The sequence below is a fragment of the Celeribacter sp. ULVN23_4 genome, assembly GCF_054788345.1.
In genome coordinates this window covers 798,568-822,904 of the sequence record NZ_JBTVYO010000001.1, presented here as the reverse complement: position 1 = coordinate 822,904, position 24,337 = coordinate 798,568, and the positions used below count along the sequence as shown (strand labels likewise).

General features: G+C 59.5%; 21 protein-coding genes and 1 tRNA gene. 11 read left to right on the top strand and 11 right to left on the bottom strand.

What is annotated here, in order from left to right; translation table 11 throughout:
• The first annotated feature begins 5 nt into the window (after nucleotides 1–5).
• The 4 genes from ACYBHZ_RS04050 to ACYBHZ_RS04035 all read left to right on the top strand — a co-directional run bounded on the left by ACYBHZ_RS04050 (nucleotide 6) and on the right by ACYBHZ_RS04035 (nucleotide 3,603).
• On the top strand, nucleotides 6–689 hold the full coding sequence (locus ACYBHZ_RS04050) for a uroporphyrinogen-III synthase (protein ID WP_460272915.1): 684 nt from the start codon (nucleotides 6–8) through the stop codon (nucleotides 687–689).
• Between the two features lie 83 nt (nucleotides 690–772).
• A complete protein-coding gene (locus tag ACYBHZ_RS04045) occupies nucleotides 773–1,951 on the top strand; it encodes a COG4223 family protein (RefSeq protein WP_460272914.1) in 1,179 nt (392 codons plus the stop codon).
• A gap of 12 nt (nucleotides 1,952–1,963) precedes the next feature.
• On the top strand, nucleotides 1,964–3,448 hold the full coding sequence (locus ACYBHZ_RS04040; RefSeq protein ID WP_460272913.1) for a heme biosynthesis HemY N-terminal domain-containing protein: 1,485 nt from the start codon (nucleotides 1,964–1,966) through the stop codon (nucleotides 3,446–3,448).
• A 79-nt stretch (nucleotides 3,449–3,527) separates the two neighbouring features.
• A tRNA-Thr gene (locus ACYBHZ_RS04035) sits at nucleotides 3,528–3,603 on the top strand.
• Nucleotides 3,604–3,715: 112 nt separating this feature from the next.
• Here ACYBHZ_RS04035 and ACYBHZ_RS04030 read toward each other — a convergent pair.
• From ACYBHZ_RS04030 to ACYBHZ_RS04005, 6 genes are all read right to left on the bottom strand, one after another.
• Nucleotides 3,716–4,231: an alpha/beta hydrolase gene (locus ACYBHZ_RS04030; protein ID WP_460273180.1), complete on the bottom strand. Its 516-nt coding sequence runs from the start codon at nucleotides 4,229–4,231 to the stop codon at nucleotides 3,716–3,718.
• A complete protein-coding gene (locus tag ACYBHZ_RS04025) occupies nucleotides 4,213–4,587 on the bottom strand; it encodes an alpha/beta fold hydrolase (protein WP_460272912.1) in 375 nt (124 codons plus the stop codon). Before ACYBHZ_RS04025 ends, ACYBHZ_RS04030 begins: the two co-directional genes overlap by 19 nt.
• 139 nt (nucleotides 4,588–4,726) lie before the next feature.
• A complete protein-coding gene (pncB, locus tag ACYBHZ_RS04020; protein ID WP_460272911.1) occupies nucleotides 4,727–6,019 on the bottom strand; it encodes a nicotinate phosphoribosyltransferase in 1,293 nt (430 codons plus the stop codon).
• A 108-nt stretch (nucleotides 6,020–6,127) separates the two neighbouring features.
• Nucleotides 6,128–7,387, bottom strand: coding sequence for a SulP family inorganic anion transporter (locus tag ACYBHZ_RS04015; protein ID WP_460272910.1), 1,260 nt, complete (start codon nucleotides 7,385–7,387; stop codon nucleotides 6,128–6,130).
• 4 nt (nucleotides 7,388–7,391) lie between these two features.
• Nucleotides 7,392–7,991, bottom strand: a complete 600-nt coding sequence (pncA, locus tag ACYBHZ_RS04010) for a bifunctional nicotinamidase/pyrazinamidase (protein WP_460272909.1) — start codon at nucleotides 7,989–7,991, stop codon at nucleotides 7,392–7,394.
• Nucleotides 7,992–8,137: 146 nt separating this feature from the next.
• Complete coding sequence (locus ACYBHZ_RS04005; protein WP_460272908.1) at nucleotides 8,138–9,532, bottom strand: Do family serine endopeptidase; 1,395 nt, start codon at nucleotides 9,530–9,532, stop codon at nucleotides 8,138–8,140.
• Between the two features lie 101 nt (nucleotides 9,533–9,633).
• Here ACYBHZ_RS04005 and trhO point away from each other — a divergent pair, with 101 nt between their 5' ends.
• From trhO to ACYBHZ_RS03970, 7 genes are all read left to right on the top strand, one after another.
• A complete protein-coding gene (trhO, locus tag ACYBHZ_RS04000; RefSeq protein WP_460272907.1) occupies nucleotides 9,634–10,557 on the top strand; it encodes an oxygen-dependent tRNA uridine(34) hydroxylase TrhO in 924 nt (307 codons plus the stop codon).
• An 86-nt stretch (nucleotides 10,558–10,643) separates the two neighbouring features.
• A complete protein-coding gene (wecB, locus tag ACYBHZ_RS03995) occupies nucleotides 10,644–11,819 on the top strand; it encodes a non-hydrolyzing UDP-N-acetylglucosamine 2-epimerase (protein ID WP_460272906.1) in 1,176 nt (391 codons plus the stop codon).
• The gene (gene wecC, locus ACYBHZ_RS03990; RefSeq protein ID WP_460272905.1) at nucleotides 11,800–13,080 is read left to right on the top strand and encodes a UDP-N-acetyl-D-mannosamine dehydrogenase; all 1,281 of its coding nucleotides are present in this window, start codon (nucleotides 11,800–11,802) and stop codon (nucleotides 13,078–13,080) included. The genes wecB and wecC overlap by 20 nt, the downstream gene beginning before the upstream one ends.
• A 14-nt stretch (nucleotides 13,081–13,094) precedes the next feature.
• Nucleotides 13,095–14,648 carry a glycosyltransferase family 4 protein gene (locus ACYBHZ_RS03985; RefSeq protein ID WP_460272903.1) on the top strand — a complete coding sequence of 518 codons (1,554 nt, stop codon included), beginning with the start codon at nucleotides 13,095–13,097 and terminating at the stop codon, nucleotides 14,646–14,648.
• A complete protein-coding gene (locus ACYBHZ_RS03980) occupies nucleotides 14,635–14,847 on the top strand; it encodes a hypothetical protein (RefSeq protein ID WP_460272902.1) in 213 nt (70 codons plus the stop codon). Before ACYBHZ_RS03985 ends, ACYBHZ_RS03980 begins: the two co-directional genes overlap by 14 nt.
• Nucleotides 14,848–14,858: 11 nt before the next feature.
• Nucleotides 14,859–15,488: a class I SAM-dependent methyltransferase gene (locus tag ACYBHZ_RS03975; RefSeq protein WP_460272901.1), complete on the top strand. Its 630-nt coding sequence runs from the start codon at nucleotides 14,859–14,861 to the stop codon at nucleotides 15,486–15,488.
• Between the two features lie 13 nt (nucleotides 15,489–15,501).
• Nucleotides 15,502–17,928 carry a glycosyltransferase family protein gene (locus ACYBHZ_RS03970; protein ID WP_460272900.1) on the top strand — a complete coding sequence of 809 codons (2,427 nt, stop codon included), beginning with the start codon at nucleotides 15,502–15,504 and terminating at the stop codon, nucleotides 17,926–17,928.
• A gap of 9 nt (nucleotides 17,929–17,937) precedes the next feature.
• Here ACYBHZ_RS03970 and ACYBHZ_RS03965 read toward each other — a convergent pair whose 3' ends face one another.
• The 5 genes from ACYBHZ_RS03965 to ACYBHZ_RS03945 all read right to left on the bottom strand — a co-directional run bounded on the left by ACYBHZ_RS03965 (nucleotide 17,938) and on the right by ACYBHZ_RS03945 (nucleotide 24,219).
• Nucleotides 17,938–20,199, bottom strand: coding sequence for a calcium-binding protein (locus tag ACYBHZ_RS03965; RefSeq protein ID WP_460272899.1), 2,262 nt, complete (start codon nucleotides 20,197–20,199; stop codon nucleotides 17,938–17,940).
• Nucleotides 20,200–20,331: 132 nt separating this feature from the next.
• On the bottom strand, nucleotides 20,332–21,195 hold the full coding sequence (locus ACYBHZ_RS03960) for a glycosyltransferase family 2 protein (protein ID WP_460272898.1): 864 nt from the start codon (nucleotides 21,193–21,195) through the stop codon (nucleotides 20,332–20,334).
• Nucleotides 21,192–21,764 carry a hypothetical protein gene (locus tag ACYBHZ_RS03955; RefSeq protein WP_460272897.1) on the bottom strand — a complete coding sequence of 191 codons (573 nt, stop codon included), beginning with the start codon at nucleotides 21,762–21,764 and terminating at the stop codon, nucleotides 21,192–21,194. Before ACYBHZ_RS03955 ends, ACYBHZ_RS03960 begins: the two co-directional genes overlap by 4 nt.
• Entirely contained in the window at nucleotides 21,761–23,437 is a 1,677-nt protein-coding gene (locus ACYBHZ_RS03950; RefSeq protein ID WP_460272896.1) for a hypothetical protein, read from the bottom strand. Before ACYBHZ_RS03950 ends, ACYBHZ_RS03955 begins: the two co-directional genes overlap by 4 nt.
• Nucleotides 23,434–24,219 (bottom strand): ABC transporter permease, encoded by a 786-nt coding sequence (locus ACYBHZ_RS03945; protein ID WP_460272895.1) that lies wholly within the window; start codon nucleotides 24,217–24,219, stop codon nucleotides 23,434–23,436. The genes ACYBHZ_RS03950 and ACYBHZ_RS03945 overlap by 4 nt, the downstream gene beginning before the upstream one ends.
• Between the last annotated feature and the right edge of the window lie 118 nt (nucleotides 24,220–24,337).

Sequence of the window (24,337 nt, the reverse complement as noted above, 5' to 3'; positions counted from 1 at the left end):
CCGATTTGCAGTCATCCCTTCTGATCACACGACCGTCCCAAGACGCCGAACGGCTCGCAAAGGATTTGCGCGTGCTTGTACCGGGACTTTCGGTGATCGTGGCGCCGGTGATGGATATTCACGCCCTACCCTATATGCTCCCGGAAAACCCGGTCGATTTCGTGGTGATCAGCTCGCAACATGCGATTCCGGCCGCTTTGGAATGCGGCGATGTGCCTGTCGTTTGCGTTGGCGCGGCGACGGCTCGGAAAGCGGAACAATCCGGGCTCACGGTGCAAGGCGTGTATCCAGCAGCGGATGATCTTGTGCGCGGCTTGGCGGATCGGGCGGGACAAAAGGCGCTTCATCTCCATGGGCGGCATACCCGTGGAAATGTCGCAGAACGGCTGAGTTCCGCTGGATTAGAGACGAAAGACTGTGTCGTCTACGATCAGGTTGCGCGAGATTGGACCTCGGAGGAACGGAAAAAGATTTTTGCGCAACCGTGCTTGGTGATTCCCCTTTATTCACCCCGGTCTGCGAAGCTTCTGTCGGGAAAACTGGATGCTTTCGAAGGGGAATTGCGGCTTGTTGCGATTTCTGATGCGTGCAGGGACGCTTGGTCGGGGCCGACAGCACATAGCATTATTGTTGCGGAACATCCGGATGGTGAGTCGATGAAACGCGCGATTGCGTCACAGCTTGCCTGATCCTTGCTTGAGAGCCTGGGCTGCAGGGTCTAAGTTTCTTATGTGATATAAAAAAATGGTTCTGGAATCGAAAGGGTAGTCTCATGCCAGGTGATAAAGAAACCCCGCTGGATACCGCGAAAGACGAAGAGAAAAAGGTTCAGGATCAAGAGCTTGTGACTGATGTCGAGGCGACTCCCGTTGAGGCGGTAGAAGAGCCGTCCGTTGAGGACGAGGACACGGTCGAAGAGAAGACCTACGAGTCGGAAGAACAGAATGTCGAAGAGCCGCCTGTGATCGAACAGCCAGCGGAAGAGCAGAGCGCCGCCCCTGCCCCGGTTGTCGTCAAACGCGGTGGATTTGTGCCGACGGTTCTTGGCGGGATCGTTTGTGTCGCGCTCGGCTATGGCGCGGCGAATTTCGTGAAACCGAATGGTTGGCCGTTCCCCGGTGCGAATACCGAAGAGCTGACACAGGAATTGGCGGTGCTGAAAGCTCAGATCGCCGATATGGACAGCGCGGCGAAAACGCAGTCCGCTTCGATGACGGCATCGCAAGACGAGCTGCGCACATCGCTCGAAGCGAAAATCGCCGGAATGGATGCGAACGCGGCGGTGGCAACCCTGTCCGATCAGTTGAAAGCCTTTGAGGATCGCCTCACGGAGATTGAGGCGCGCCCGGTCGCGGAGGCGATTGTGTCGCCGGAAGCCACGGCGGCTTACGAGCGGCAACTGGCGCAGATGCAGGATTTGCTCAACAGCGAAATCGGCCGTCTGGAAGAGGCCAAGGATCAGGCCATCGCAGAAGAAACGGCGGCGCGTGAGGCCACGGCGAAGGCACGGTTGCAGACCTTGGTCGATGCTGGCGAACCATTTGCCGATGCCTTGGCGCTCGTCGGTGGAGACATCCCGCCGGCGTTGAAAGAGGCGGCGCAAACCGGCATTCCGAGTGTGAGCGGTCTTCAGGAAAGCTATGCAGAGGCGGCGCGCAAAGCCCTCGTCGCTGCGTCACGCGCGTCCTATGAGGCCGGGGAGGAAAGCTGGTTCCAAACCGTTCTGCGCACTCAAATCGGGTTGAGGTCCACCAAACCCAAAGAGGGCGACGATGCGGATGCGATCCTGTCACGGGCCGAGCAATCGGTGCGCGATGGTCTGTTTGCTGAGGCGATCGACACGCTCAATGCCTTGCCGGAGGCCGGTCGAGCGGAGATGCAGTCGTGGATTGCAGATGCACAAAAACGGGTGGATGCAATGACTGCCCTTGATGAAGTTCTTGGTCAGTAAGGGAGGTTGAACATGCTCTGGTCCCTCGTCAAAATCGTTCTTTTCGTCTTGATCGTGGCCGCGCTCGCTTATGGCGGCATGGTGTTGATGGATATGGAAGGCGGCGCTCAGATCGCTTTCGGCTCTTTCGAGATCAGCCTGACGCCGTTGAAAGTCGTCCTCGCGCTGATCGCGCTTGTGGTGGTGATCTATGTCGCGATCAAGCTTATTGGCTTGTTGCTGGCGGTGTTGAAATTCCTGCTGGGCGATGAAACCGCGATTTCCCGATATTTCGACCGCAACCGTGAGAAAAAAGGCATTGAAGCGATCACCGATGGCATGATGGCTTTGGCCTCCGGCGACGGTCGCCAAGCCATGGCCAAGGCGGCAAAGGCTGAGAAATACCTTCAGAAACCGGAACTTACCAATCTCCTGAAAGCGCAGGCGGCGGTGATGAACGGCGATAAGCTGACGGCGGAGCGTGCCTTCAAACAGCTCGTGGCCGATGAGCGCACCCGGTTCGTCGGTGTGCAGGGAATCATGAAGCAGAAGCTTGAGGACGGTGACACGGACACGGCGCTGAAACTCGCGGAAAAGGCCTTTGCGCTGAAACCGAAACATGTTGAGACGCAGGATATTCTGTTGCGTCTGCAAGCGGAGAAAGGCGACTGGTCCGCCGCGCGGGGCACGTTGTCCGCCAAGCTGAAACACGGCGCCATTCCGCGCGACGTGCACAAACGTCGCGACGCCGTTCTGGCCTTGTCGCAGGCCAAGGGCGTCTTCGAGACAGGCGCAAGCATCGAAGCACGGGAAGCCGCGATCGAGGCCAACAAGAAATCGCCGGACCTGATCCCGGCAGCGGTCATGGCCGCCGACGAATATGTTGCGGAAGGCAAGGGCCGGCAGGCTGCGCGCGTGCTCAAGAAGGCTTGGGAGGCACAGCCGCACCCCGATCTCGCCGCCGCGTTCGCGCGGATCGAGCCAAAGGAAACGCCGGAGCAGCGTCTCAAACGCTTTGGCGCTTTGACCAAGGTGAAGCCCGAAGATTCGGAGACGAAAATGCTCCTCGCCGAGCTCTATATCGCCGCAGAGGATTTCCCGGCCGCTCGACGTGCCTTGGGCGATCTGGCGGAGATGAACCCGACCGCACGCAGCCTGACGATCCTTGCCGCCATCGAGCGCGGCGAAGGGGCGGAAGATGTCGTGGTCCGCGGTTGGTTGACCCGCGCCTTGACGGCGCCGCGCGGGCCGCAATGGGTTTGCGATAAATGCCAGACCATCCACACCGGCTGGGCCCCGGTTTGCGAGAATTGCGGCGGGTTTGACACGCTGAGTTGGCGTAAACCGACGCATTCCGAGGTGGCGATGCCCGCTGGCACCGAAATGCTTCCGATGATCGTGGGCGCTGCGCCGGAGCCGGACGTCGAAGTTGCGGAAACCATGGACGCGGAGGTCGAAGAAACGCCCTCCATGGTGGACGTCACGCCCGATGAGGCGAAGGAAAAAGACAAGGTTTAAAATTAGGGCTACACACCCTTGAAAGAGGGTGATAAAGACCCGTTCACGTCGGAAGCGAGAGCTTTCGACAGAGAAGAGTGCCGCTGTAGCTCAGCTGGTAGAGCACGTCATTCGTAATGATGGGGTCGGGGGTTCGAGTCCCTTCAGCGGCACCACTCTTCTTCAAACCAATCCCCATCATTGTTGATCGTTTGTGTTCTCAAACAAAGACGATGCTGAGCTGTTCGCCCCCCGACTGGTGTTAGATCGCACAGCTGGGGGGGATGTTTACATCTCGCCCAACCAGAGAAGCGTGTCAGCCAACATCTCGTCGAGCGTGCTGGAATCCGTGAAGACATTGAAACTATGATCCATCGGATAGGTTTTCATGACCGTGTCGCCGGGATGATAATTGGCGAAACGCTCTCCCATCTGGGGCTGCGGCCCGACGATCGTGTCATTGAGGCCCACCATCAAGAGCATCGGTCCCTCGTAACCCGCGACTGCGGCGACCGGGTCGGTGGTGACCAATTCATCGAAGAACGGGGCATTGAGCGATGTTGTCGACCCCCACGGCAGGGTGAAGGTGAATGTCTCTGACGCGTCGTCGGAGGCGATGGCATTTGCCACGTCCTCGGCGCCAAGAAGACCGGAATAGGTCGGCAGAGGATCGGCAACCGGAGCCCAGAGAATGAGGCCTTCCGGATCAGCCGCCTCTGCCAGATGTGAGGCCACAAGCCCGCCCTGAGACCAGCCGAGAACGACTTTGGGACGGTGCGGCAGTTTTACGTCAAGCCAGGCCAGTGCGGAGAGACCGTCGCGATCTGCCCGGAAAACGTGGTCTCTTCCCAGGTTTTGTCCGTGGACTCGCCCGATCCGATAAAGTCGATCCGCAAAGACGGATAACCGGCTTCGGCCAGAACGCGCGCAGAGCGGGAGAACACGCCTTCCTCTGTGCCTGCGACCGGCAGCTCATCGCGTGATCCGGTGAACCCGTGGAGGAAAAGGACCACGGGCGTGTCCGGTGTGCCATCGGCATCGTTATAGGTTCCAATCACTTTGCCAGCCTCAGCCGGGACGGTGACCAGGGTTTCAGTCGCAAAGGCGGGGGCGGTAAGGCATAGAGAAGACGCGATAAACGCAGGGAAAATGCGTGTCATTGTATGGTCCTGAAAATTGTCCAATTGGGCAAATTCAGGCTCAATTCTGGCGGTGGCACAAGCAAAGCCTACAGTGTGCTGTGCGCCGCAGACCGCTTTGGGCGAAATTTATGCGGCTGTCGCCGGATTGGGCGTTTCGTCAGACGACGACGTCCATCGCCTTTTGCTCGCCTACGCCGAACACGCGTTTGTAGCGCTCAACCTCGTCTTTCGGTCCCATCGCCTTATTCGGATTGTCGGACAGTTTCACCGTCGGATTTCCGTTTGCGGACACGGCTTTACACACGAGAGAGAAGGGGGCCAAGGCGTTGTCCTCGCTTAGGCCACGGAAGTCGTTCGTGAGCAATGTGCCCCAGCCGAAAGAGGTGCGAACACGGCCGGAGAATTGGTGATAAAGTTCGATGATCTTGTCCGTGTCGAGCCCATCCGAGAAGATCACAAGCTTCTTGGTCGGGTCTTCGCCGCGCGATTTCCACCAGTCGATTGCGGTTTCCGCTCCCGTGGCAGGGTCACCGCTGTCGATCCGGATGCCGGTCCATCCTGCGAGCCAATCGGGCGCGCGGTCGAGGAAGCCTTTGGTCCCGTAAGTGTCGGGAAGAATGATCCGCAGGTTGCCTTCATGCTCTTCCTGCCAGTCTTTCAAAACGTCGAACGGCGCGGCGGCCAGTTCGGCGTCGGTTTTCGCCAAGGCGGAATAGACCATCGGCAATTCATGCGCGTTGGTGCCGACCGCTTCAAGGTCGCGGGTCATCGCGATATGGCAGTTCGAGGTGCCGATGAACTTGTCGCCCAGGCCTTCGACCATCGCCTGCACGCACCAGTCCTGCCACAGATAGGAATGGCGGCGGCGGGTGCCGAAATCGGCGATCTTGAGGGTGTCGAGGGGCTGGAGCTGTTTGATCTTTTCCCAGAGCTTTGTCATGCCTCGGGCATAAAGCACCTGAAGCTCGAATTTCTTCATCGGGCCGAGCACGGCGCGGGAGCGCAGCTCCATGAGGATCGCAAGCGCCGGGATTTCCCAGAGCATGACTTCGGGCCAGGAGCCTTCAAAGGTCAGCTCATATTGCCCGTCGTGCTTTTCAAGATGATAGGCCGGAAGCCGCAGGTTCTCGAACCATTCCATGAAGTCAGAACGGAACATCTGGCGCTTGCCGTAGAACGTGTTGCCGCGCATCCAGGTCGACTCGCCGCGTTTGAGCGAGAGCGAGCGCACATGATCGAGCTGTTCCCGCAATTCGCCCTCGTCGATCATTTCCGCGAGGCGGATGTCCTTCGAGCGGTTGATGAGCGAGAACGTGACCTGCGTGTCCCGTTTGTTGCGGAACACGGATTGGCACATGAGGAGCTTATAGAAATCCGTGTCGATCAGGGAACGGACGATCGGGTCGATCTTCCATTTGTGATTGTAGACGCGGGTTGCAATATCGACCATCGGTGAGGCCCCTTTTCATGTAACGGCCTTGTTAAAGCAGGACGAATATGTGTTTGGCAAGGAAAAGGCAGGATAAAGCGCATTTGTGATCACAATGCCCCGCACGCCTTATTTCTCCCGTGGCGTCCAATCCGGATCATCCGCGCCACGCCGTGACAAACGCATCGCAAGGCCCAATGCGATGCCGGTCCCGATGGCGACAGTCAGGTCTGTGATCACAGTCAGGACGAGGGTGATCAACAAAAGCGCGACATCGGACTTGCGGTCACGCAGATAAGCGCCCCAGCGGTGGGGTTCGGACATGTTCCAAGCCGTCAAAAGCAAAAGCCCGGAGAGCGCGGGCAGGGCGAGGTAGCCGGCAAGCGGTGCGGCGAGCATCATGATCGCGAGAAGCGTCAGCGCATGCACGATCCCGGCCACGGGCGTCTTGCCGCCTGCGCGCACATTCGTGGCGGTCCGGGCAATCGCGCCGGTGGCGGGCAGACCGCCGAACAGGGACGAGCCGATATTGGCCCAGCCTTGCGCCATAAGCTCGGCATTGGAGCGGTGTTTGCCCCCGATCATCCGGTCCGCAACCATGGCGGACAGGAGGGATTCGACCCCGGCCAAAAAGGCAATGATCAGGGCGGAAGGCAGCAACTCACGCAGTGAAGACAGGCTCAAATCCGGCAGAGATGGCACCGGAAGGCTTTGCGGCAGCTCGCCGAAACGGGAGCGGATGGTTTCGACCGGAAGATCGAACAGAGCGACCACGGCGGAGGTCAGGGCGACGGCGACAATCAGGCCGGGCAAACGGGGAAAGGCTTTCCGCAAGATGGTGATCAGCACCATTGTGGTAAGCCCGACGCCAAGCGCGGCGGGGTTCAGACCGGACAGGGCGGCGATCAGAGCCGGGATTTTCTCAAGGAAATCTGCGGGGAATGGACCGGCAAGGCCAAAGAGATCGGGGATTTGGCTTGTGGCAATGATCACCGCAATGCCGATTGTGAACCCGTTGATCACCGCTTCGGGAACGTGCCGCACCAACTGTCCGGCGCGGAATAGACCGGCGATAATAAGGATGATGCCTGCAAGGAAGGTGGCCGCAACGAGGCCATAATAGCCATGAGTCGCGATCACACCGGCCACAACGACGATGAACGCACCGGTCGGGCCGCCAATTTGCACCCGGCTCCCGCCCAAAGCGGAGATCAGAAAGCCCGCAACAATCGCGGTGATGAACCCGGCGGCCGGTGCTGCGCCGGAGGCAATGGCGATGGCGATCGAGAGGGGCAGGGCGACAAGCGCCACCGTGACGCCTGCGAAGAGATCAGAGCCGAACTCGGCCCGATTGTAGGTTTTGAGCGTGGTGAGAAGCTTGGGCGTCATGGCCTCAAAGGACCTCGACCCCGGCGGCTTTCATCCCGTCAATCGCGGCGGCGAGGGAGCCGTCCATGTCGATGGCACGGCACAGATCGGTGCGCACGGAAACCTTGAAGCCAAGCTTGGCGGCGTCCACGGCCGAGAAGTTCACACAGAAATCGAGCGCCAGCCCGACCATCGTCACAGTGTCGATACCGCGCGTGCGCAGATAGCCTTCAAGACCCGTCGGCGTGGTGTGATCATTCTCAAAGAAGGCGGAATAGCTGTCGATGGCGGGGTTGTAGCCCTTGCGAATAATCAGATCGCCGGAGGTGACGAGATCCTTGTGAAAGGCCGCGCCCTCGGTGCCTTGGATACAGTGATCGGGCCAAAGCACCTGTGTGCCATAGGGCATTTCGGTCACGGAGTAGGGGGCCGCACCGTGCGTGCTTGCGAAAGAGCTATGCCCCGCCGGGTGCCAGTCTTGCGTCAGAATGACGGAGGGAAATTCCTTCATGAGCGCATTTACACCGGGCACGATCTCATCGCCACCTGCAACGGCGAGGGCACCGCCGGGGCAAAAATCGTTTTGGATGTCGATGACGATAAGGGCTTCGTTCGATGCGCGCATGGGAGGTCTCCTTTGGCGAATTGGTAGCGCGCACAGGCGCACCGGGCAAGTGCGCCGTCGCCATGTGTCATCGGACCAAAGCGGATAAAGCAAAGGGCGCATCCAAGAATGCGCCCTAAGATGACATTTTAGGCTGGATGAGAGCCTTATTGAATCCGCATCCGAAGCATTTGCCCGCCGCGATCAAAGGTGATCAGCCAACGCCCGATCTTTTGCCGCGCGACCTTTTCCAAATCCTTGGCGGAGGTGATCTCCGTGTTGTTCACTTCAACGATGCGGTCTCCCGATTGAAGGCCGAGGCGCGCGGAGGCACCTTTCGACGCCATCACGACAACCCCTTTGGCGGAGAGCGCAAGGCCATAGTCGTCGATGAGCGCAGGCGTCAGATCGGCCACGACCATCCCGTCCAGCGGACCGGGAGAGGTGATGTCCACCGTGTCGGTCTTGTCCGAGCCGGGGGCCGAAATCAGAGACAAATCCAGCTCAACCGGGTCACCCGCCTGCACGGCAGAGAGTTTGACGGAGGACCCGACCGGAAGGATCGAGAGCCGATATTCGAGGTCCGACGGAGAGAGGATCGGTTGATCATCCAGCGCCATGAGAACATCGCCCGCAGTCAGCCCGGCCTTGGCAAAGGGAGACTCCGGGTGAAGCTCAGCGATCACGACGCCCTCGGGACGGTCGAGGCCAAGCGCCTCGGCGACAGAGTCGTCAACGGCCTGTGTCGTCACGCCGGACCACGGATGGATGAACTTGGTTTGTCCGGCTTCAGCCTGACGGGTGAATTCGCGGACGAGGTTCGAAGGGATGGCAAAGCCGATCCCGTTCGAGCCGCCGGAGCGCGAAAGGATCGAGGTGTTGATCCCCACGAGACGGCCAGACATATCGACCAGAGCGCCGCCGGAGTTGCCGGGATTGATCGCCGCATCGGTCTGGATATACGACCCCGCGCCGCCCGGAATGGCGGAGCCGGAGCGTGCGAGACCGGACACGATGCCCGAAGACACGGTTTGGCCGACCCCGAACGGATTGCCGATGGCGAGGACAAGATCGCCGACTTCAAGCGCGTCACTGTCCGCGACGGGCAGGGCCGGGAGATCAGAAGCTCCTTCAAGGCGCAGCACGGCGACGTCGGCGTCTTTGTCCGCGAGGATCACCTCGCCCTTGTATTCGCGCTTATCGGACAGGACGACGCGAATGTCGGAGGCTTCTCCGACGACGTGATAATTCGAGACGACGAGACCGTCTTTCGAGACGATCACCCCGGAGCCCAGCGAGCGTTGAACGCGTTGCCGCGCTGGGCCGGAGCGGAAGAATTGTGAAAAGAACGGATCGCCCGCGAAGGGGGACAGGCTCTCCTCGACCACGCGCGAGGCGTAGATATTGACCACCGAGGGAGAGGTTTCTTTCACGATGGGCGAGAAGGACAGTTGGATCTCAGTGCGGCTTGCGGGCACCTGTGGGCTTTCGGCAAAGGCAAGTTGAGCCGAGTTAGAGACAGATAGAACCAAAAAAGCGGCAAATAGGGCGCTTCGTTTCATCGCGGGGCCTCGTGTCTGTTCTGGATGCGTTTAGATGACGCAGGCTATGTTGGTTTTGCAACCTCTTGCCTGATCACGCCTTGCGGCGTATCGAACACATCATGTTTACCGTCTGCGCTCTCTATCACTTCACCCGCTTCGATGACCTCGCTGCTTTGCGTGGGCCGCTTCTTGACCTGTGTCTCTCCGAAGGCATCTCCGGCTCTTTGCTGCTGGCCAAGGAAGGGATAAACGGCACGGTCGCCGGTCCGACGCCCGCCGCCATCGACAAGCTGGTCGCACATATCCGCACCATGCCCGGCTGCGCGGATTTCGAATACAAGCTGTCGACCGCCGAAGAGCAGCCGTTCAACCGGATGAAAGTTCGGCTGAAAAAAGAGATCGTTACGATGGGCCAGCCCGATGTCGATCCGAAAGCACGGGTCGGTCATTACTGTACGCCCGAGGAATGGAACGAGCTGATCTCCGCGCCGGATGTGGCGGTGATTGATACGCGCAACGATTACGAGGTGCAGATCGGCACGTTCAAGGATGCGATTGATCCGCACACCAAGACCTTCCGCGAGTTCCCGCAATGGTGGGAAGAGAACAAGGATCGCTTCCACAACAAGCGAATCGCGATGTTCTGCACCGGCGGCATTCGTTGCGAGAAATCGACGAACTTCCTTCTCGGGCAGGGGATCGACGAGGTCTACCACCTTAAGGGCGGTATTCTGAAATACCTCGAAGAGATGCCGCAGGAAGAGAGCCTCTGGGAAGGGGAATGCTTTGTCTTCGATCAGCGCGTGTCGATCGGTCATGGGCTGACCGAGGGTCCGCATGAGCTGTGCCACGCCTGTCGCCGACCGATTCTGCCCGAAGACAAGAAACGCCCTGAGTACGAGGAAGGCGTGTCCTGTCATCAGTGTTTCGACGAGACGGACGAGGCGCGCAAAGAGCGGTTCCGTGAGCGCCAAAAGCAGATTGCCTTGGCGAAAGCGCGCGGCGAAAGCCATATCAGAAGCAACATCACCACCGTCGAGTGAGGATAGCGCGGCAGCATAACGCGGCATTAACTAATATCTGGCTACAACTCCTACAGTGAAACAACTGGCCCACTGTAGGGGTTCCTATGACAGATCGCGCACTCAAAGTTTTGTCGGTGTTCGGGACGCGTCCCGAAGCCATCAAGATGGCTCCCGTCATTTCCATGCTGAACAAGGCGGAGGGGATCATCTCCGAGGTTTGCGTCACGGCGCAGCACCGGGAAATGCTGGATCAGGTTTTGGACCTGTTCGACATCACGCCGGATTACGATCTCAATCTCATGCGCGCGGGGCAGGGGCTGCATGATCTCTCCGCCGCGATCCTGACCAAGTTGAAAGAGGTTCTGGACCACGCGCGGCCCGATCTTGTGCTTGTGCATGGCGATACGGCCACCACGGCGATGACCTCGCTGGCGGCCTATTACAACAAATGTGCCATCGGTCATGTCGAGGCGGGGCTGCGGACCGGAAATATCTATTCGCCCTGGCCGGAAGAGGTGAACCGCAAGCTGGCCGGGGCGATCAGCTCGCTGCATTTCGCACCGACGGAGACCTCTCGCAACAATCTTCTCTCGGAGAATATCGCGGCCTCGGAAATCCATGTCACCGGAAACACGGTGATCGACGCCCTGATCACCGTGGTCAACCGCATCGATCAAAACACGGATTTGCATGAGGATTTCAAGGCGAGGACCCGGATCAAACCGGACAAGCGCATCATCCTCGTCACCGGGCACAGGCGCGAAAGTTTTGGCAGCGGGTTGGAGCAGATTTGCGAAGCTTTGCGGGAGCTGTCGCGCCGTGACGATGTGCAGATCATTTATCCCGTTCACATGAACCCCAATGTTCGAGAACCTGTGCAACGCCTTCTCGGCAATCTGGAAAACATCACCCTGATCGAGCCGCTCGACTATTATCCGTTCATCTTCCTGATGAGCCGCGCGGATATTGTTCTGACGGACAGCGGCGGCATTCAGGAAGAGGCCCCGTCGCTCGGCAAGCCGGTGTTGGTCATGCGCGACACGACGGAACGGCCCGAAGCGGTGGATGCCGGGACGGTGATGCTGGTCGGGACGGATAAGGACAAGATCGTCACACAGGTATCGCGGCTTTTGGATGATCCGCTCGCCTATGCCCGGATGAGCAAGGCGCATAATCCTTACGGCGATGGCAAGGCCTCGGACCGCATCGTTGCGGCGATCCAGACCTGGGGACAACAGAACCTCGGGCGGGGAGGTCTGCGTGTCGCATCCGCCGTTTAAAAAGATCAACATCATCGGGCTTGGTTATATCGGCCTCCCGACGGCGGCGATTTTCGCCTCATCCGGGGTTGCGGTGCATGGTGTGGAGATCAATCCGCAGACCGTGGAGACGATCAACGCGGGCGATGTGCATATTGTCGAGCCGGACCTTGATCACGTGGTGCGGGCCACGGTGCGGGACGGCTCGCTCAAAGCGGCCACCACCCCCTCCGCCGCGGACGCCTTTCTGATCGCGGTTCCGACGCCGTTCCTCAAAGAGGGGCTAAAAGCCGATCTGTCCTATGTCCGGGCGGCGGCGAAATCCATCGCGCCCCATCTGGCGAAGGGCAATCTGATCGTCCTCGAATCCACCTCTCCCATCGGCACCACCGACCAGATGGCGCAATGGCTGGCAGAGGAGCGCCCGGATCTCAGCTTTCCGCAACAGGCGGGCGAGGCGGCGGATGTCATGATCGCCTATTGCCCCGAACGTGTGTTGCCGGGGCATGTGATGCGCGAATTGATCGAAAATGATCGGATCATCGGTGGCATGACAGCTCGCTGCGCCCGCCGCGCGACCGAACTTTACCGGATATTCGTGACGGGACAGTGCATCCCGACCCATGCGCGGACGGCGGAATTTACCAAGCTTGCCGAGAACAGCTATCGCGACACCAACATCGCGTTCGCCAATGAACTGTCGCTGATCTGTGCGCAGCTCGGGGTCGATGTTTGGGAATTGATCGCGCTCGCGAACCGTCATCCCCGCGTCAATATTCTCCAGCCGGGGCCGGGCGTCGGGGGACACTGTATCGCGGTCGATCCGTGGTTCATCGTGTCCTCCGCACCGGACACCGCCCGCCTGATCCGCACCGCCCGCGACGTGAATGATAGCAAGCCCGTTTGGGTCATCGATCAAATCCGCAAAGCCTCTGAAACCCTCGCTTTGAAGGACCGTAAACCACGCGTTGCCTGTCTGGGACTGGCCTTCAAACCCGATATTGATGACCTGCGTGAAAGCCCTGCTTTGGGGATCGTCGAAACGCTATGCGCGTCGGATGCCTTTGAGCTTTGGGTGAGCGAGCCAAATATCTCCGCACTGCCGTCTTCTCTCGTCGGGAAAGCCCAACTGACGGAGGCCACCGCTGCCATTAAAGTGGCCGATATCATCGTCCTCCTGGTCGATCACAGCCCGTTCAAGGTGCTGACAGTGCCGCTCGGGAAACCAGTGATCGACACGCGCGGCATGTGGCGGGGCCAACCGGTCGGGGCGCTCCAATGATCGATGAGGGGGGCTTGAGCAGAGAGCGACTTTTGCGCGGGGTCTTGTCCGGGGCGCGTCATCTGGCCATACAAAATCCTGCTTTCGATGTGGATGCGCTTTTGTCCGAGGCGCTAGATCTCGCGGCGCACGAACAGGACGTCCTGCCCGTCGCGTCCCAAGCCTTGGAACTGAGCCGCCCGGAGGTCTTTTCCAAAGCCTTGGCACGGTTGGTTGATCTGGGGACGTCGGCGGGACCGTTGCGGATGCTCCGGCGCGTGGCGGCGGAGAGCCTGTGTCTTATGGAGAGCATTTCGCAGGCACGCACCCGAGCCGTTGTCCCGGTGAAAAACCGTGTCGCCTACATCAGCTATAGCAGCCTGCCGTATCAATCGACCGGCTACACGAACCGGACGCAGTTTCTGGCGCGGGGGCTGCGTGAACAGGGGCTTGATCTCCATGTCATTACCCGACCGGGCTATCCATGGGACGAGGCCCCGGATGCTTTGGACAGACCCGCGCCACGGAAAGCCACACCGGACATCATCGGCGGCGTTCCATATCATCGGATCAAGACGCCGGGGTATTTCACGTGGAACAACCATGCCAACTATATCCGCCGCGCCACCGATGCGCTTGAAGCGGTCTTGCGGCGTCTGCGCCCCGCGCTCGTGATCGGGGCAAGCAACCATGCCTGCGCCATGCCCGCCTTGCTTGCCGCGCGGCGTCTCGGTCTTCCCTTCGTCAACGAAGTGCGCGGGTTTTGGGAGGACAGCCGCGCCGCGCGGGAGCCCGATTTTGCGGGAAGCCGTCAGTATCTTTTGGAGCGGCATTGGGACAGCGAGGTGGCCCGCAGTGCGGATGTCGTGGTGACGCTTGGCGCGGCGATGAAACGCGAACTGGTGGCGCGTGGCGTGACCCCGGCGCGGATCGGAATTGTCCCAAACGGCGCCGTTGAACGGGCTTTGCCGACCACGACGACGGGCGTTCCGGTCATTGGATATGTCGGAAGCGTCACGACCCATGAAGGGCTTGAGCTTTTGATCGCGGCCTGTGGCCGTTTGCGGCGCGACGGCATGGAATTCCGTTTGTCCTTGGTTGGAGATGACAAAGGTACGGGGGCGTCGGACTGTGCCTCCTTCCAGACCTTACTGGATATGGTCGCGTCCGAAGGCCTAAGCGATTGGACCCATGCGCCCGGCCGGGTCTCGCCAGACGCGGCGCGCGAGGCCTTGGATCAGCTCGACATCGCTGTATTCCCCAGACACCGGTCCCGCGTCACAGATTTGGTGACCCCGCTCAAACCGATTGAGGCCATGATGGCCGGCAAGGCAATCGTCGCCTCGGATGTCGGCGGATTTGACGCGCTGTTGCGGCATGGGGAAACTGCCCTGCGCTTTCCGGCCGGAGATGTCGATGCGCTCACCTCAAGTTTGCGGCGGCTCCTTGAGGAAGGCGAGCTGCGGCGAAAACTCGGTCAAAACGCGCGAGCTGTGGCGGCACAGAAGTATCGTTGGTCCTCGATATGCGCCGATTATGTCACCTCACTGTCCAACCTCATGCGGGAGGATGCCGATGCCCCCGTCTGAAAACAGGTTGGAAGCGCTCGCGCTCATGGCGGAGCGGCTCGATGCGCTTGAGGCGGAGCTTTCAGCATGCCGCGCGCAGGCGTCTGAGACTGGTGCGGAGGCGGAACTTCAGGCCATGCGCACAAGCCTGTCGTGGCGGGTCACCGCGCCCCTGCGCTCCCTGTCGCGCGTTCTCATAAAAATCGCGAGGTCACTGTGAAACACATGAAGATGACGGACATCCCTTTGCCGCCGGTCACCGACCCACTGTTGAAGCTTTTGCGCGAATATTATGGTTACAAATATATCGACGAGCACGGCCGCAATTCCGGCAAGGGCTTCTACACCCAGCACGATTGGCGGCGCATTCAATATGGCATCGACCTGATCGACCCAGAAAGCCAAACCGTTCTCGACGTGGGCGTCGGGCCCTCCGCGCTGTTGAATTATCTGCAACTTGGGAAGCGGTTCGAACGTGTGACCGGGATCGATCTCCGGCGCTACTCAAAGCAAATTCTCGTCGATGAACAGACCGATTTTCGCGTGATGGATGCGACCAATCTGGGGTTCGTGGACAAGAGTTTCGACACCGTTATCTGTATGGAAGTGCTCGAACATATTCCGGGCGAGGCCATGATGCAGGCCCTGTCCGAACTGCGTCGGGTCGCGCGGCGGCAGTTGATCGTGTCGGTGCCATATGACGAACCGCGCCCGCTGCCATCCTATCATCATCAGCATTTCGATGACGCGCGTCTCGAAGAGGTTTTCGCGGGTGCAGACATCCGATTGCTCCAGCGCCCACGCCGGAAGGGCTGGCCTTGGGCGATTGCCATCGAAACTTTCCCCGCTTCCGATCGGTAAATGGGCGGTGACGATGAGCAAGACGTTTCCCGAGACCGCCGCCAAGGGCAGTGACCTGAAAGAACTCGTCAAACAGTTGGCGAAGGAACAGCAAAAGCGTGCGGATTGGGAGCGGGCGTATCACGACATTTCTCAATCGGCCTCGTTTCGGCTCGGGCATGTTCTGGCGCTCTCTTTCAAGAGCCTGCGCGGAGTTCTCGGCCTTCCTGTCCGGTTGGCCCGAGAGGCTCGGGATATTTACAAACTTCGGAAGAAGGACCGCAGTGCACCAGCTTCGCGGCCGCGTTATTCGTCCTCGCCCGTCAATTACGTTAACCTTGGCGGTGACACAGATTGGATCGAACTGCCGGTCAAACCCGGCGAGCGGGTGTCCATCGAAGGCAGCCTGTGGTTCAAAACTCCCAACCCGGCAGCGCGAAAAACCGCGCTTTTCTCCGGGCAATTCGTAAGTAAATCCGGCGCGGCGCAGACATTCGATCCGGGGTCCTCTCTCACGTGGCTGCCCCAAAAACAGATCGCGCAGGGCTATATCATCCGGCAGGAGCCATCCTACTCATTTGCGCTCGGGCTGATCGTCCCGGACGGCGCGATCCGATTGCGGATCGGCCTCAAAGGCTGGCAGTTGCGCAACGGATTTGCGCGAATTGAGACGCGCCGCGATAGTGATCGTCTTGTGTCGCCGCATGGGCTTCTCGCGCTGGGCGAAACCGAACTGGGCGCCGCCCATGCGCATCTGAGCGAGGCGGAGCGAGAGGCCCTGCCAAAACTGATCACGGTGACGGATCAGTTCACCGCCGAGTGTCTGGCCCCCGATACGCGCAGTATTCGGATCAAAAAGACAGATTGGGACGCGGAGTTTCATGCGCATGAGAATGCCGTGGCGTTCTTCGCGGAATCGGCTTGGCGGGGCAATGATGAGTCCTGGAACTACGCTATGACGAAACCGGAAAAATGGGGGCGGGAACTCTCTGATCTGATCACTGCGTGCAAGGATAAGGACATCCCGACGCTGTTCTGGAACAAGGAAGACCCGGTCAATTTCGACACGTTCATCGAGACGGCGCGCCAGTTTGACCATGTCTTTACCACGGACGCGGATTGTGTTCCGGCCTATGAGGCGCATGTGGGCAAAGGGCACGCCCATGTCATGATGTTCGCCGCGCAACCCGCGCTGCACAATCCGATCCGACAGGGCGCGCGGCAGAACCGGGTGGCCTTCACGGGAAGCTGGCGCGGTCTCAAATATCCCAAACGGGCGGAATGGCTGGAGCTGTTGCTGACCCCGGCGATGGAACGCGGCGTGCTTGATATTTACGACCGTTTTGCCGATGAAAAAGAAAACCCCGATCTGATCTTTCCGCAGAGGTTTCAACCGGCCCTGCGCGGTGCGCTGGCCTATGGCGACTTGGTGCAGAGCGTTTACAAAACATACGATGCCTTCGTGAACGTGAACTCAGTGGAGAGCTCCGACACGATGCTCGCCCGGCGGGTGTTCGAGATCATGGGCTGCGGCGCGCCCGTGGTGTCCTCCTATTCGCCCGCGATGGAAAAGCAGTTTGGCGATCTGGTCCTGATGCCCCGGACGGAACAGGAGACCGGAGAGGTATTCGACAAGCTCCTCGGCGACGATCTCTACCGCGCCTCACTCGCGACCCGCGGCGTGCGGCTGATCCACAGCAGGCACACCTATCGGCATCGTCTTCAGGAGATGTCTGCGATCATCGGCACACCCTTTGTCGCCAAACCCGCGCGCAAAGTGTCGATCTTGTGCAGTTCGAAACGGCCAGAGTTTCTCCCCGATGTGGGGCGTCTAATCCGGGCGCAGACCTATGCGGAAAGTGAGATGATTTTCGTGATGCACCGCGATGATATGACCGAGGATCAGGTCGAGCGCGCGTTGCACGGTGTCAGGAACTTGAAAATCATCCGCATGGCGGAGGATAGGTTTCTCGCCCATGCGCTCAATGAAGCGATGCAGATTGCCGAGGGAGACACCTTCGCGAAATGGGATGACGACGATCTCTACGGCCCCAATTACCTCCTCGATTCTCTGCTTGCATTTGACTACGCGCCGCAGGCCACGGTGATCGGCAAGAACAGCTATTTCACCTATCTGCAATCGCGCGATGCGACCTATCTGCGCTTTCCGGGCAAGGACAATCAACTGACCAATCTGGTGCATGGCGGCACCCTGATCTGGGATCGGAAATCGGCGGAGGGATTGAAGTTTCCGATTCAACGGCAAGGCACCGACACGGCGTTTTTGCAGGCATTGCAGGCGCAGGGGCGGCAGATCTTATCGACCAATCAATTCAATTTCGTCCACATGCGCTATGCCAATCTGGAGCAGCACACATGGAAAATCCGGGACGACGCTTATCTTGAGGGAAAGACGATCCTCATGCACCAAGGGCGGCCTGACGCGCGGGTGTTCGTCTGAGGTGCGCGCTCAGAACACAAAGAAATCGGCATCCAGATCGGCGGCGGCAATGCCCGAGAGGGTGATGATATTGTCGGCATCGACATAAATCTGGGCCGAACCGCCCGCCGTCTCGGTGAGGTGATTTGCAACGAGATCGGACCAAGAGGTGATCTCCGACACATCACTCAAATCGATGAGTTCACCAGCGGCGAGGTCAAAGTCATAGATCGTGTCCCGACCGAAATCATCCGAGAAGATGAACCGATCCGTTCCGTCCTGACCAAAGAGCATATCGTTGCCGGCTTCCCCTCGCAGGGCATCATCCTCGGACCCGCCGCGCAGCTGATCGTTGCCCGGCCCGCCAAAGAGGGAGTCCGCGTCGCGCCCGCCCGCGAGGTAATCACTGCCCTCGCCGCCCTTCATGTAATCAGAGCCGTTGGAGCCGTAGAGCTTGTCATTGCCAAGCTCGCCATACAGCCGGTCATGGGAGGTGAAACCGTAGATCGTATCGTCCCCATCGCCCCCGGTGATCACATCCCGTTCGCGGCCACCGTCGAGGATATCATCGCCCGGACCGCCGTCGATCGTATCGCGACCTTCGCCGCCGTAAATCTCGTCCGCGCCGTCTTCGCCGGAAACGATGTCGTCTCCCGCGCCCGCGTCGACAAAGTCGTCTCCGGCCCCGGAATTGATCTCATCGTCGCCCTCATAGCTATAGACGCTGTCATTGCCGTCGTCGGCGTAGATGAAATCCGCATCCGAAGTGCCGTGGAGCACATCGTTTCCGACCGTGCCAAGGAGTTGCCCGGCGGCTTGGTTCTCTGCCGAGATCAGGTCAACGCGATCCAGAGAGAACAGGTCTTCATAGGAAAAATCTGCTGCGAAAAGATCATAGCCGTCATCGGAATAGACCGTCAGAACCTCGCTGCCGTAATGAATGCGGATGCCGGATGAAATGGTGATAAAGCCGAGCTGATCCAACCCGTTCAGGCCGCTCCAATGGGACAGATCGATCCGGTCCGTGCCGAGTTTGAAATCAGAGATCGTATCACTCTCGCCGTCCTCGGCAAAGACGAAGACATCGGCCCCGGCCCCGCCCTGAAGCACATCGCTGCCCGCGCCATCGTAGAAAATGTCGTTGAGCGAGGTGCCTGTCAGCGTCTCCGAACTTGCGGTGCCGGAAATCAATCCGGCCTCATTTGTCATATCGACGTAGAGATGTGTGAGGCCATATTCGCTCGACGAGCTTACGAAAATATCGATCCCCTCTGCATCTGCGTAGAGATCAATATCGGAAATGTTTTGGAGCGCCATGTCCGCATTATCATAAATATGAGACATAAAACTGAGCGTGCCGTCGTGCAAAACCAGATAGAGCGCCAGCCCGCCCTGATTGCCGCCGACCGCCATATATGTCTCGCCTTCGAACGCGACAGTGGCGAGTGCGGTGACATTTCCGACATGGCTGATGCTATCGGACACCACCTGATCCACCATGCTCAGGGTGCCGTCATCGTCGATGCGGATCATGTGGATCGAGGAGGAGGTGTAGGCCCCCACGGCGAGATAGCGCGTGCCAGCAACGTCCATCGAGGCCATGGCCGACGGGGTGGTGCCCCAGAAAAGATCAGTGTCCGCCAGCGTCGCGCGGGCGGTCAGGGCGCCGGTCGCGCGGTCAATGTCCCAGACACGCAGCTCATTGCTGTTCTGAAGCGCCGCGACGTAATAGGTGTGCGCGCCAACCTCGGTGATGACGGCCGCACCAATGGCGTCATTTGCGGCGTTGCTGTCGTAGGAAAGTGTGGAGGTGTTGGTGATGGTCCCACTTGCGGCATCGATTTCGACCATGCCGATCTGCGCCTGATCCGCGAGTGCGCCGAGGACAAGGATATCACCCGTGTCGAGCTGTACCGCTTGTGTGCCGTAGAGATCGCCGGAGAAAGCAGTGCCGAGGGATGCGGTGCTGCCGTAAACATTTGTGCCATCGGCCTGCACCAATTTGAATGCACCCGAAGCTCCGCCGCCGGTGAAAATGTAGTCCTGCGTGTCCGTGCTCAAGAGGAGCAAATCGCCTTCGGCCCCCGCCGTGACACCCGTTGAAAGCGACAGGCTGTCGGTTTGAACAAGACTGCCCGATTGCAATTCCCAAGCCTGCGCCGCGCTATCGTATTGGCCCACGGTCAGAACGAATACTCGGCCATCTAGGGTGACGACCTCGATGTCGGAGATATGCGAAAAATAGGTTTCCAGATCGACATGATGAGTCGAGATGTTCTCAATGACAGCCACGGTTCACACCCTTTGAAATCCCCGGCGTTTAAGATGAATGAAATGGGTTTCACTTCATCTTCCGAAAAGCGGCGAAACTGGGGTCTTCGCGTTCAATTTGAATGAACTTTCTGGCTGTGTCGGGTCTAGGCCTCACGCGCCGATGGTGTCGCGAAAGCGTTGCGCCTTGAGATCAAATTCCGCGATCAATCCTGGATCGATCCGCGCGCGGGCCCATGCGATGAGGGGTAGGGCAAAGCGTTTGAACGCGCAGGTCCATGCCGGGTCCTCTAGGGAAAGCTCATCTGCCACGGTGCCAAGCGCTTGGAAGAGCGCAAGCCTCTCCGGTCCCATGCGATGGCTGAGCTGCGCATTCGATGTGCCCATCCGGTGATAGGCGCACATCCGATCGGAGGTGACGACGGTCTCGGCCCGGCTAAAAGCGCGCCAATGAAAGGCGAGATCGTTGTGCACGGGGAGGTCCATGAACCGAATAGTCTCCCGACGCAAAAAGTCGGTGCGGCAGATTTTATTCCAAGGATAATTGGCGGTCTGGGCGATCAGGCGCGTTTGTATTGGCGTCAGGATTTGGCGCCGGGAAAGGCTAATCCCAGCCTCCGCCCAGAACCGCTCATCATACTCGGGTTGCCCCCAATGCGCGTGGCGAAGGTCTTCTGAGGCGGCATATTTGAACTGGCAGATGTCGAAATCTGGCAGCTGTGCAAGGTCGCTCAAGAGCAAGGTCAGGGCAGGCAGAAGGCTGTCGTCCGCGTCGAAAAACAGAACGTATTTGCTGTCGACCCTATCGAGCCCGGTATTGCGCGCGGTGCCTGCGCCACGGTTGTCTGTATGGCGATAAATCTGAACGCCGGAGAGGGGCAGAACGGGCGCGGTAGAGGCATCGTCGATGACGATGATCTGCCGAAACAGCGCCAGAGATTTCGCCTCACCGATGAGCCGCATCAGACCGTCGGGGTCATTGTGCACCGGGATGACGAGGGCGATGTCGAGGCTCATAGCGACAGCACTTTCAGCATGTCGATGGCGAATTCCGCCGGTCCTTTGGTCGGCAGGAAAAACACCAATTCCCGCTTTGCGGCCATGCGTGGAAAATCGGGGGCTTGAGCCAGAGACAGGGCGCAGCAGACGTTATCGCCAGCGGGCCTAAGTGCGATTGAACTGTGGAGAAAACTGTCCTGAAATCCGTCGCTTCGATAGCTGCGGATGGCCAAAGACAGCGAGAGAGGTTGCGCGGAGGCGGCGCGCATCAGAACGGCGATTTGCGACAGTTCGGCGAGGCTTTCGAAATCCGGCAGATCGATATGCAGCGCGAACCAGTCCAGAGCACCGCACGGAATCGCCCGGACATGAAATCTCTGACCCGCCTCGCTGCTCCATAGGCCTTCGACAGTTCCAGACGGCCCAAAGTGAAATCGCAGCCCAGTGCCGAGAGGGAGCTTGCCGATCTGACCTGTCGCATCGCGGCGTGGTAAAAGGTCGAGGCTATGCCGTAACGGGAGGGGCTTGGCGAGCGTTGAGCGCCGGGGGGGCAACCAGTTTGGCGCTTTCGACAGGAGCGCTCTCATGCCGCGCCCTTCCGAAACTGTTGCTCCCAATAGCCGCGCGTTGTGCAGGTGGCATAGCCCTGTTTGTAATCCCTCTGCAGCCCTGTGTGGCGGAGGAGCCAGCGGGTTGAAAGCGCGGCGGATTTGAGCAGGATTCGGAATGCCCGACCCTTATCGTGCCGTAAAACCATCACCCGCCCGGAGGCATGATCCTCGACCGTGACGTGCCGGGCAAAGACATAAGCGCGCATGTCGCCGCGCATGTCACGCGGGATGCGGCGCTTTTGTGCGATCTTTCCCCAGAACGGGACGAGATGACCGTTTAGGGTCAGTTTCACGATGCGCCGGTGCCATGGGTTTTCCAAAAGTTCAGGAGGTGGGGTGTGGGACAACTTCGAAACCGTCCAACACTCGGTCCCCACCAAACGCGCAATGTCCTGTCGGGCCTGAACCGCACCGGGATCGCTTGTAAAACGGGTCGGCCCGGAGAGCACATCGCGCCAAGCCATAAGCTCGGCCTCGGCACTGTCATAGTGCAGCGTCAGGATATTGCGGAGGATCAGGCGTAGGGCGACGGCCAGCCCTCTCCAGCGGGAAAGGGTCAGGTCATCGAACACCAGCCCGTGCACCAGATGATAGCGGAAATCGAGATAGCGGGTGAGGGGGCTGGATTTGACATCGAACCCCTCTTGCCGCGAGGCGACGCCCGACAAGCGCCAGATCTCAAATCGGTTGGCCAAGGCAAAGGAGGAATCGTCGCCGCGCACGAAGAAGGGGAAGGGCCAATGGCGCAGATGCGCGAGCGGGAAGGCGAAGAACCACCAGCCGCCGTAATGCTGGGCGGGCAAAGCCCCGGTGTTGTCTTGTTCGATGGCTAGGGCCGCCTTCGGGTCGTTCGGGTCGAGGCCATGACAGAGCGGTCGGCACAGACCATCGAATTTGGCCCCGTATTCGAAGAGATGCGGCGGGACCGTGTCCGTCAGCATGGCACCCGCCACGGCAGTGTCGGGGGAGCGGGCGCGAGACAGGAAGGCATAGGTCCGGATCAGCGCCTCTGGCGTGGTCGACGCGTCGTCATCCATGAACAGGCAATGGGTGAACCCCGCGTCCTGCGCCAAGGCGAGGCCGCGCGCAAACCCGCCCGCGCCGCCAAGATTGGGGTTTGCCACAGAGGTCATTCGCGGATTAGGGCGAAGGTCCACGCTCCGCCCGTTGTCGATGACGAAGAGATGCGCGGCATCGGGCGGGAAGGCGGCTTGAAGCGTGGCTGTGATCTTTTCGGCGGAGCTTTTAATGGCGTCGTCACGTTGAAACGTCGTGATGACGATGGCCAGTCGCGCTGGTGTCCTTGGAGGGTCGGCCCACCAGCCGAGGCCGGGAATTTGGGTCGGTTTCAGGGGTGTGATCTCTGGCCAGATCACACCGGTGGATAGGTTTGACGCCAACGGAAAAGACCAAGGCAGATCGACCTCGCCGGAAAAAAGCGGAGCGGCGGGCGCCCCTCCGGTCTTATGCCAAAGCTGAACCAAAGCGCGCCCGGAACCGTCGATCCGGAAACATATGTTTTCCGAGGTGGTCGCCTTGTTCCAAACCCCGATGTTGAACAGGTCTTCCCAACGGTCGAACCGGATGGGCTTCTCAAGCCCCGCGCCGTCTCCGACCCGAAGCGGAAAGATCAGCGAGGCCTCATTCATTCTTCCAAAATCCATTTGTAATGGCGTTTGAGAAGCATCAGCGCGAAGGCCAGCCCGGTGAGGGCGACAGCATAGACATAGGTCTGGCTGATATAGGCCGGGTCATAGGTGGAATAGAACCCGCGGCGCACCTCCCCGATGGCATGGATCACCGGATTGAACCAAAGGATCGACTGAGCCGCGCTGGGCAGGTCATCAAAAATGAAAAAGATACCGGAGGCCAGAAACAGCGGACGGTTGAGGATGGTCCAGAGATTTTCCCAGACCGGGAAAAGCCCGATCAGGAAACAGTTGATCATGCCGACGGAAAAGCCCGTCACCACCAGCATCGCAAAGCCGTTCAGGATCGGGATGAAATCAAGATCAAACATCGCGCGCTCGAACAGCAAGATGGTGGCAAGCACGAGAAAGGCGACGGCGAAATGCGTCAGGCTGTGGAGGATGAGGCGGGCAAAGAGTGCCTCGATCCATGAGACCCGTGGATAGGCGAGCAGGGGCCGCGAATAGCCCAGCCCGTGCATGATCACCCGCGCCAAGGTGGCGAAAAGCGCATAGGGCAGATAGCCAGTGGCGTAGAACAGGATGAAATTATTTCCGAGGGCCGGGGCTCTGATCACCAGAGAAAACCCGATGGCCAGCATGACGATGATGCCAACGGGTTCGGCGATGGCCCAGAAATAGCCGCCGGGTGAGCGCCCAAAAGTCGAGGACATTTCACGCATGATAAGCGCGAAGATGTTCCTGAGGGATTGGAACCGCAGATGTTGAATCGTTCTGTCCAAAGGGCCTTCCCCGGCGATGTTTGGGTCAATCTCGCGGGAGATTTGAGCATCATCGCTTTAAGAAGTTCTTAAGCACGAAGGGGATAGGTTGCACCGGGCGGTGATATTTCCGGCGAGG

What these genes read in the sequence shown, in the direction of transcription:
- ACYBHZ_RS03980 (WP_460272902.1), top strand. Translation starts at nt 14,635, where the DNA reads ATGCCCCCGTCTGAAAACAGGTTGGAAGCGCTCGCGCTCATGGCGGAG.
- trhO (WP_460272907.1), top strand. Translation starts at nt 9,634, where the DNA reads ATGTTTACCGTCTGCGCTCTCTATCACTTCACCCGCTTCGATGACCTC.
- wecB (WP_460272906.1), top strand. Translation starts at nt 10,644, where the DNA reads ATGACAGATCGCGCACTCAAAGTTTTGTCGGTGTTCGGGACGCGTCCC.
- ACYBHZ_RS03955 (WP_460272897.1), bottom strand. Translation starts at nt 21,764, where the DNA reads ATGAGAGCGCTCCTGTCGAAAGCGCCAAACTGGTTGCCCCCCCGGCGC.
- ACYBHZ_RS03970 (WP_460272900.1), top strand. Translation starts at nt 15,502, where the DNA reads ATGAGCAAGACGTTTCCCGAGACCGCCGCCAAGGGCAGTGACCTGAAA.
- pncA (WP_460272909.1), bottom strand. Translation starts at nt 7,991, where the DNA reads ATGCGCGCATCGAACGAAGCCCTTATCGTCATCGACATCCAAAACGAT.
- ACYBHZ_RS03975 (WP_460272901.1), top strand. Translation starts at nt 14,859, where the DNA reads ATGACGGACATCCCTTTGCCGCCGGTCACCGACCCACTGTTGAAGCTT.
- ACYBHZ_RS04015 (WP_460272910.1), bottom strand. Translation starts at nt 7,387, where the DNA reads ATGACGCCCAAGCTTCTCACCACGCTCAAAACCTACAATCGGGCCGAG.
- ACYBHZ_RS04025 (WP_460272912.1), bottom strand. Translation starts at nt 4,587, where the DNA reads ATGACACGCATTTTCCCTGCGTTTATCGCGTCTTCTCTATGCCTTACC.
- pncB (WP_460272911.1), bottom strand. Translation starts at nt 6,019, where the DNA reads ATGGTCGATATTGCAACCCGCGTCTACAATCACAAATGGAAGATCGAC.
- ACYBHZ_RS04045 (WP_460272914.1), top strand. Translation starts at nt 773, where the DNA reads ATGCCAGGTGATAAAGAAACCCCGCTGGATACCGCGAAAGACGAAGAG.
- ACYBHZ_RS04005 (WP_460272908.1), bottom strand. Translation starts at nt 9,532, where the DNA reads ATGAAACGAAGCGCCCTATTTGCCGCTTTTTTGGTTCTATCTGTCTCT.
- ACYBHZ_RS03950 (WP_460272896.1), bottom strand. Translation starts at nt 23,437, where the DNA reads ATGAATGAGGCCTCGCTGATCTTTCCGCTTCGGGTCGGAGACGGCGCG.
- ACYBHZ_RS04040 (WP_460272913.1), top strand. Translation starts at nt 1,964, where the DNA reads ATGCTCTGGTCCCTCGTCAAAATCGTTCTTTTCGTCTTGATCGTGGCC.
- ACYBHZ_RS03960 (WP_460272898.1), bottom strand. Translation starts at nt 21,195, where the DNA reads ATGAGCCTCGACATCGCCCTCGTCATCCCGGTGCACAATGACCCCGAC.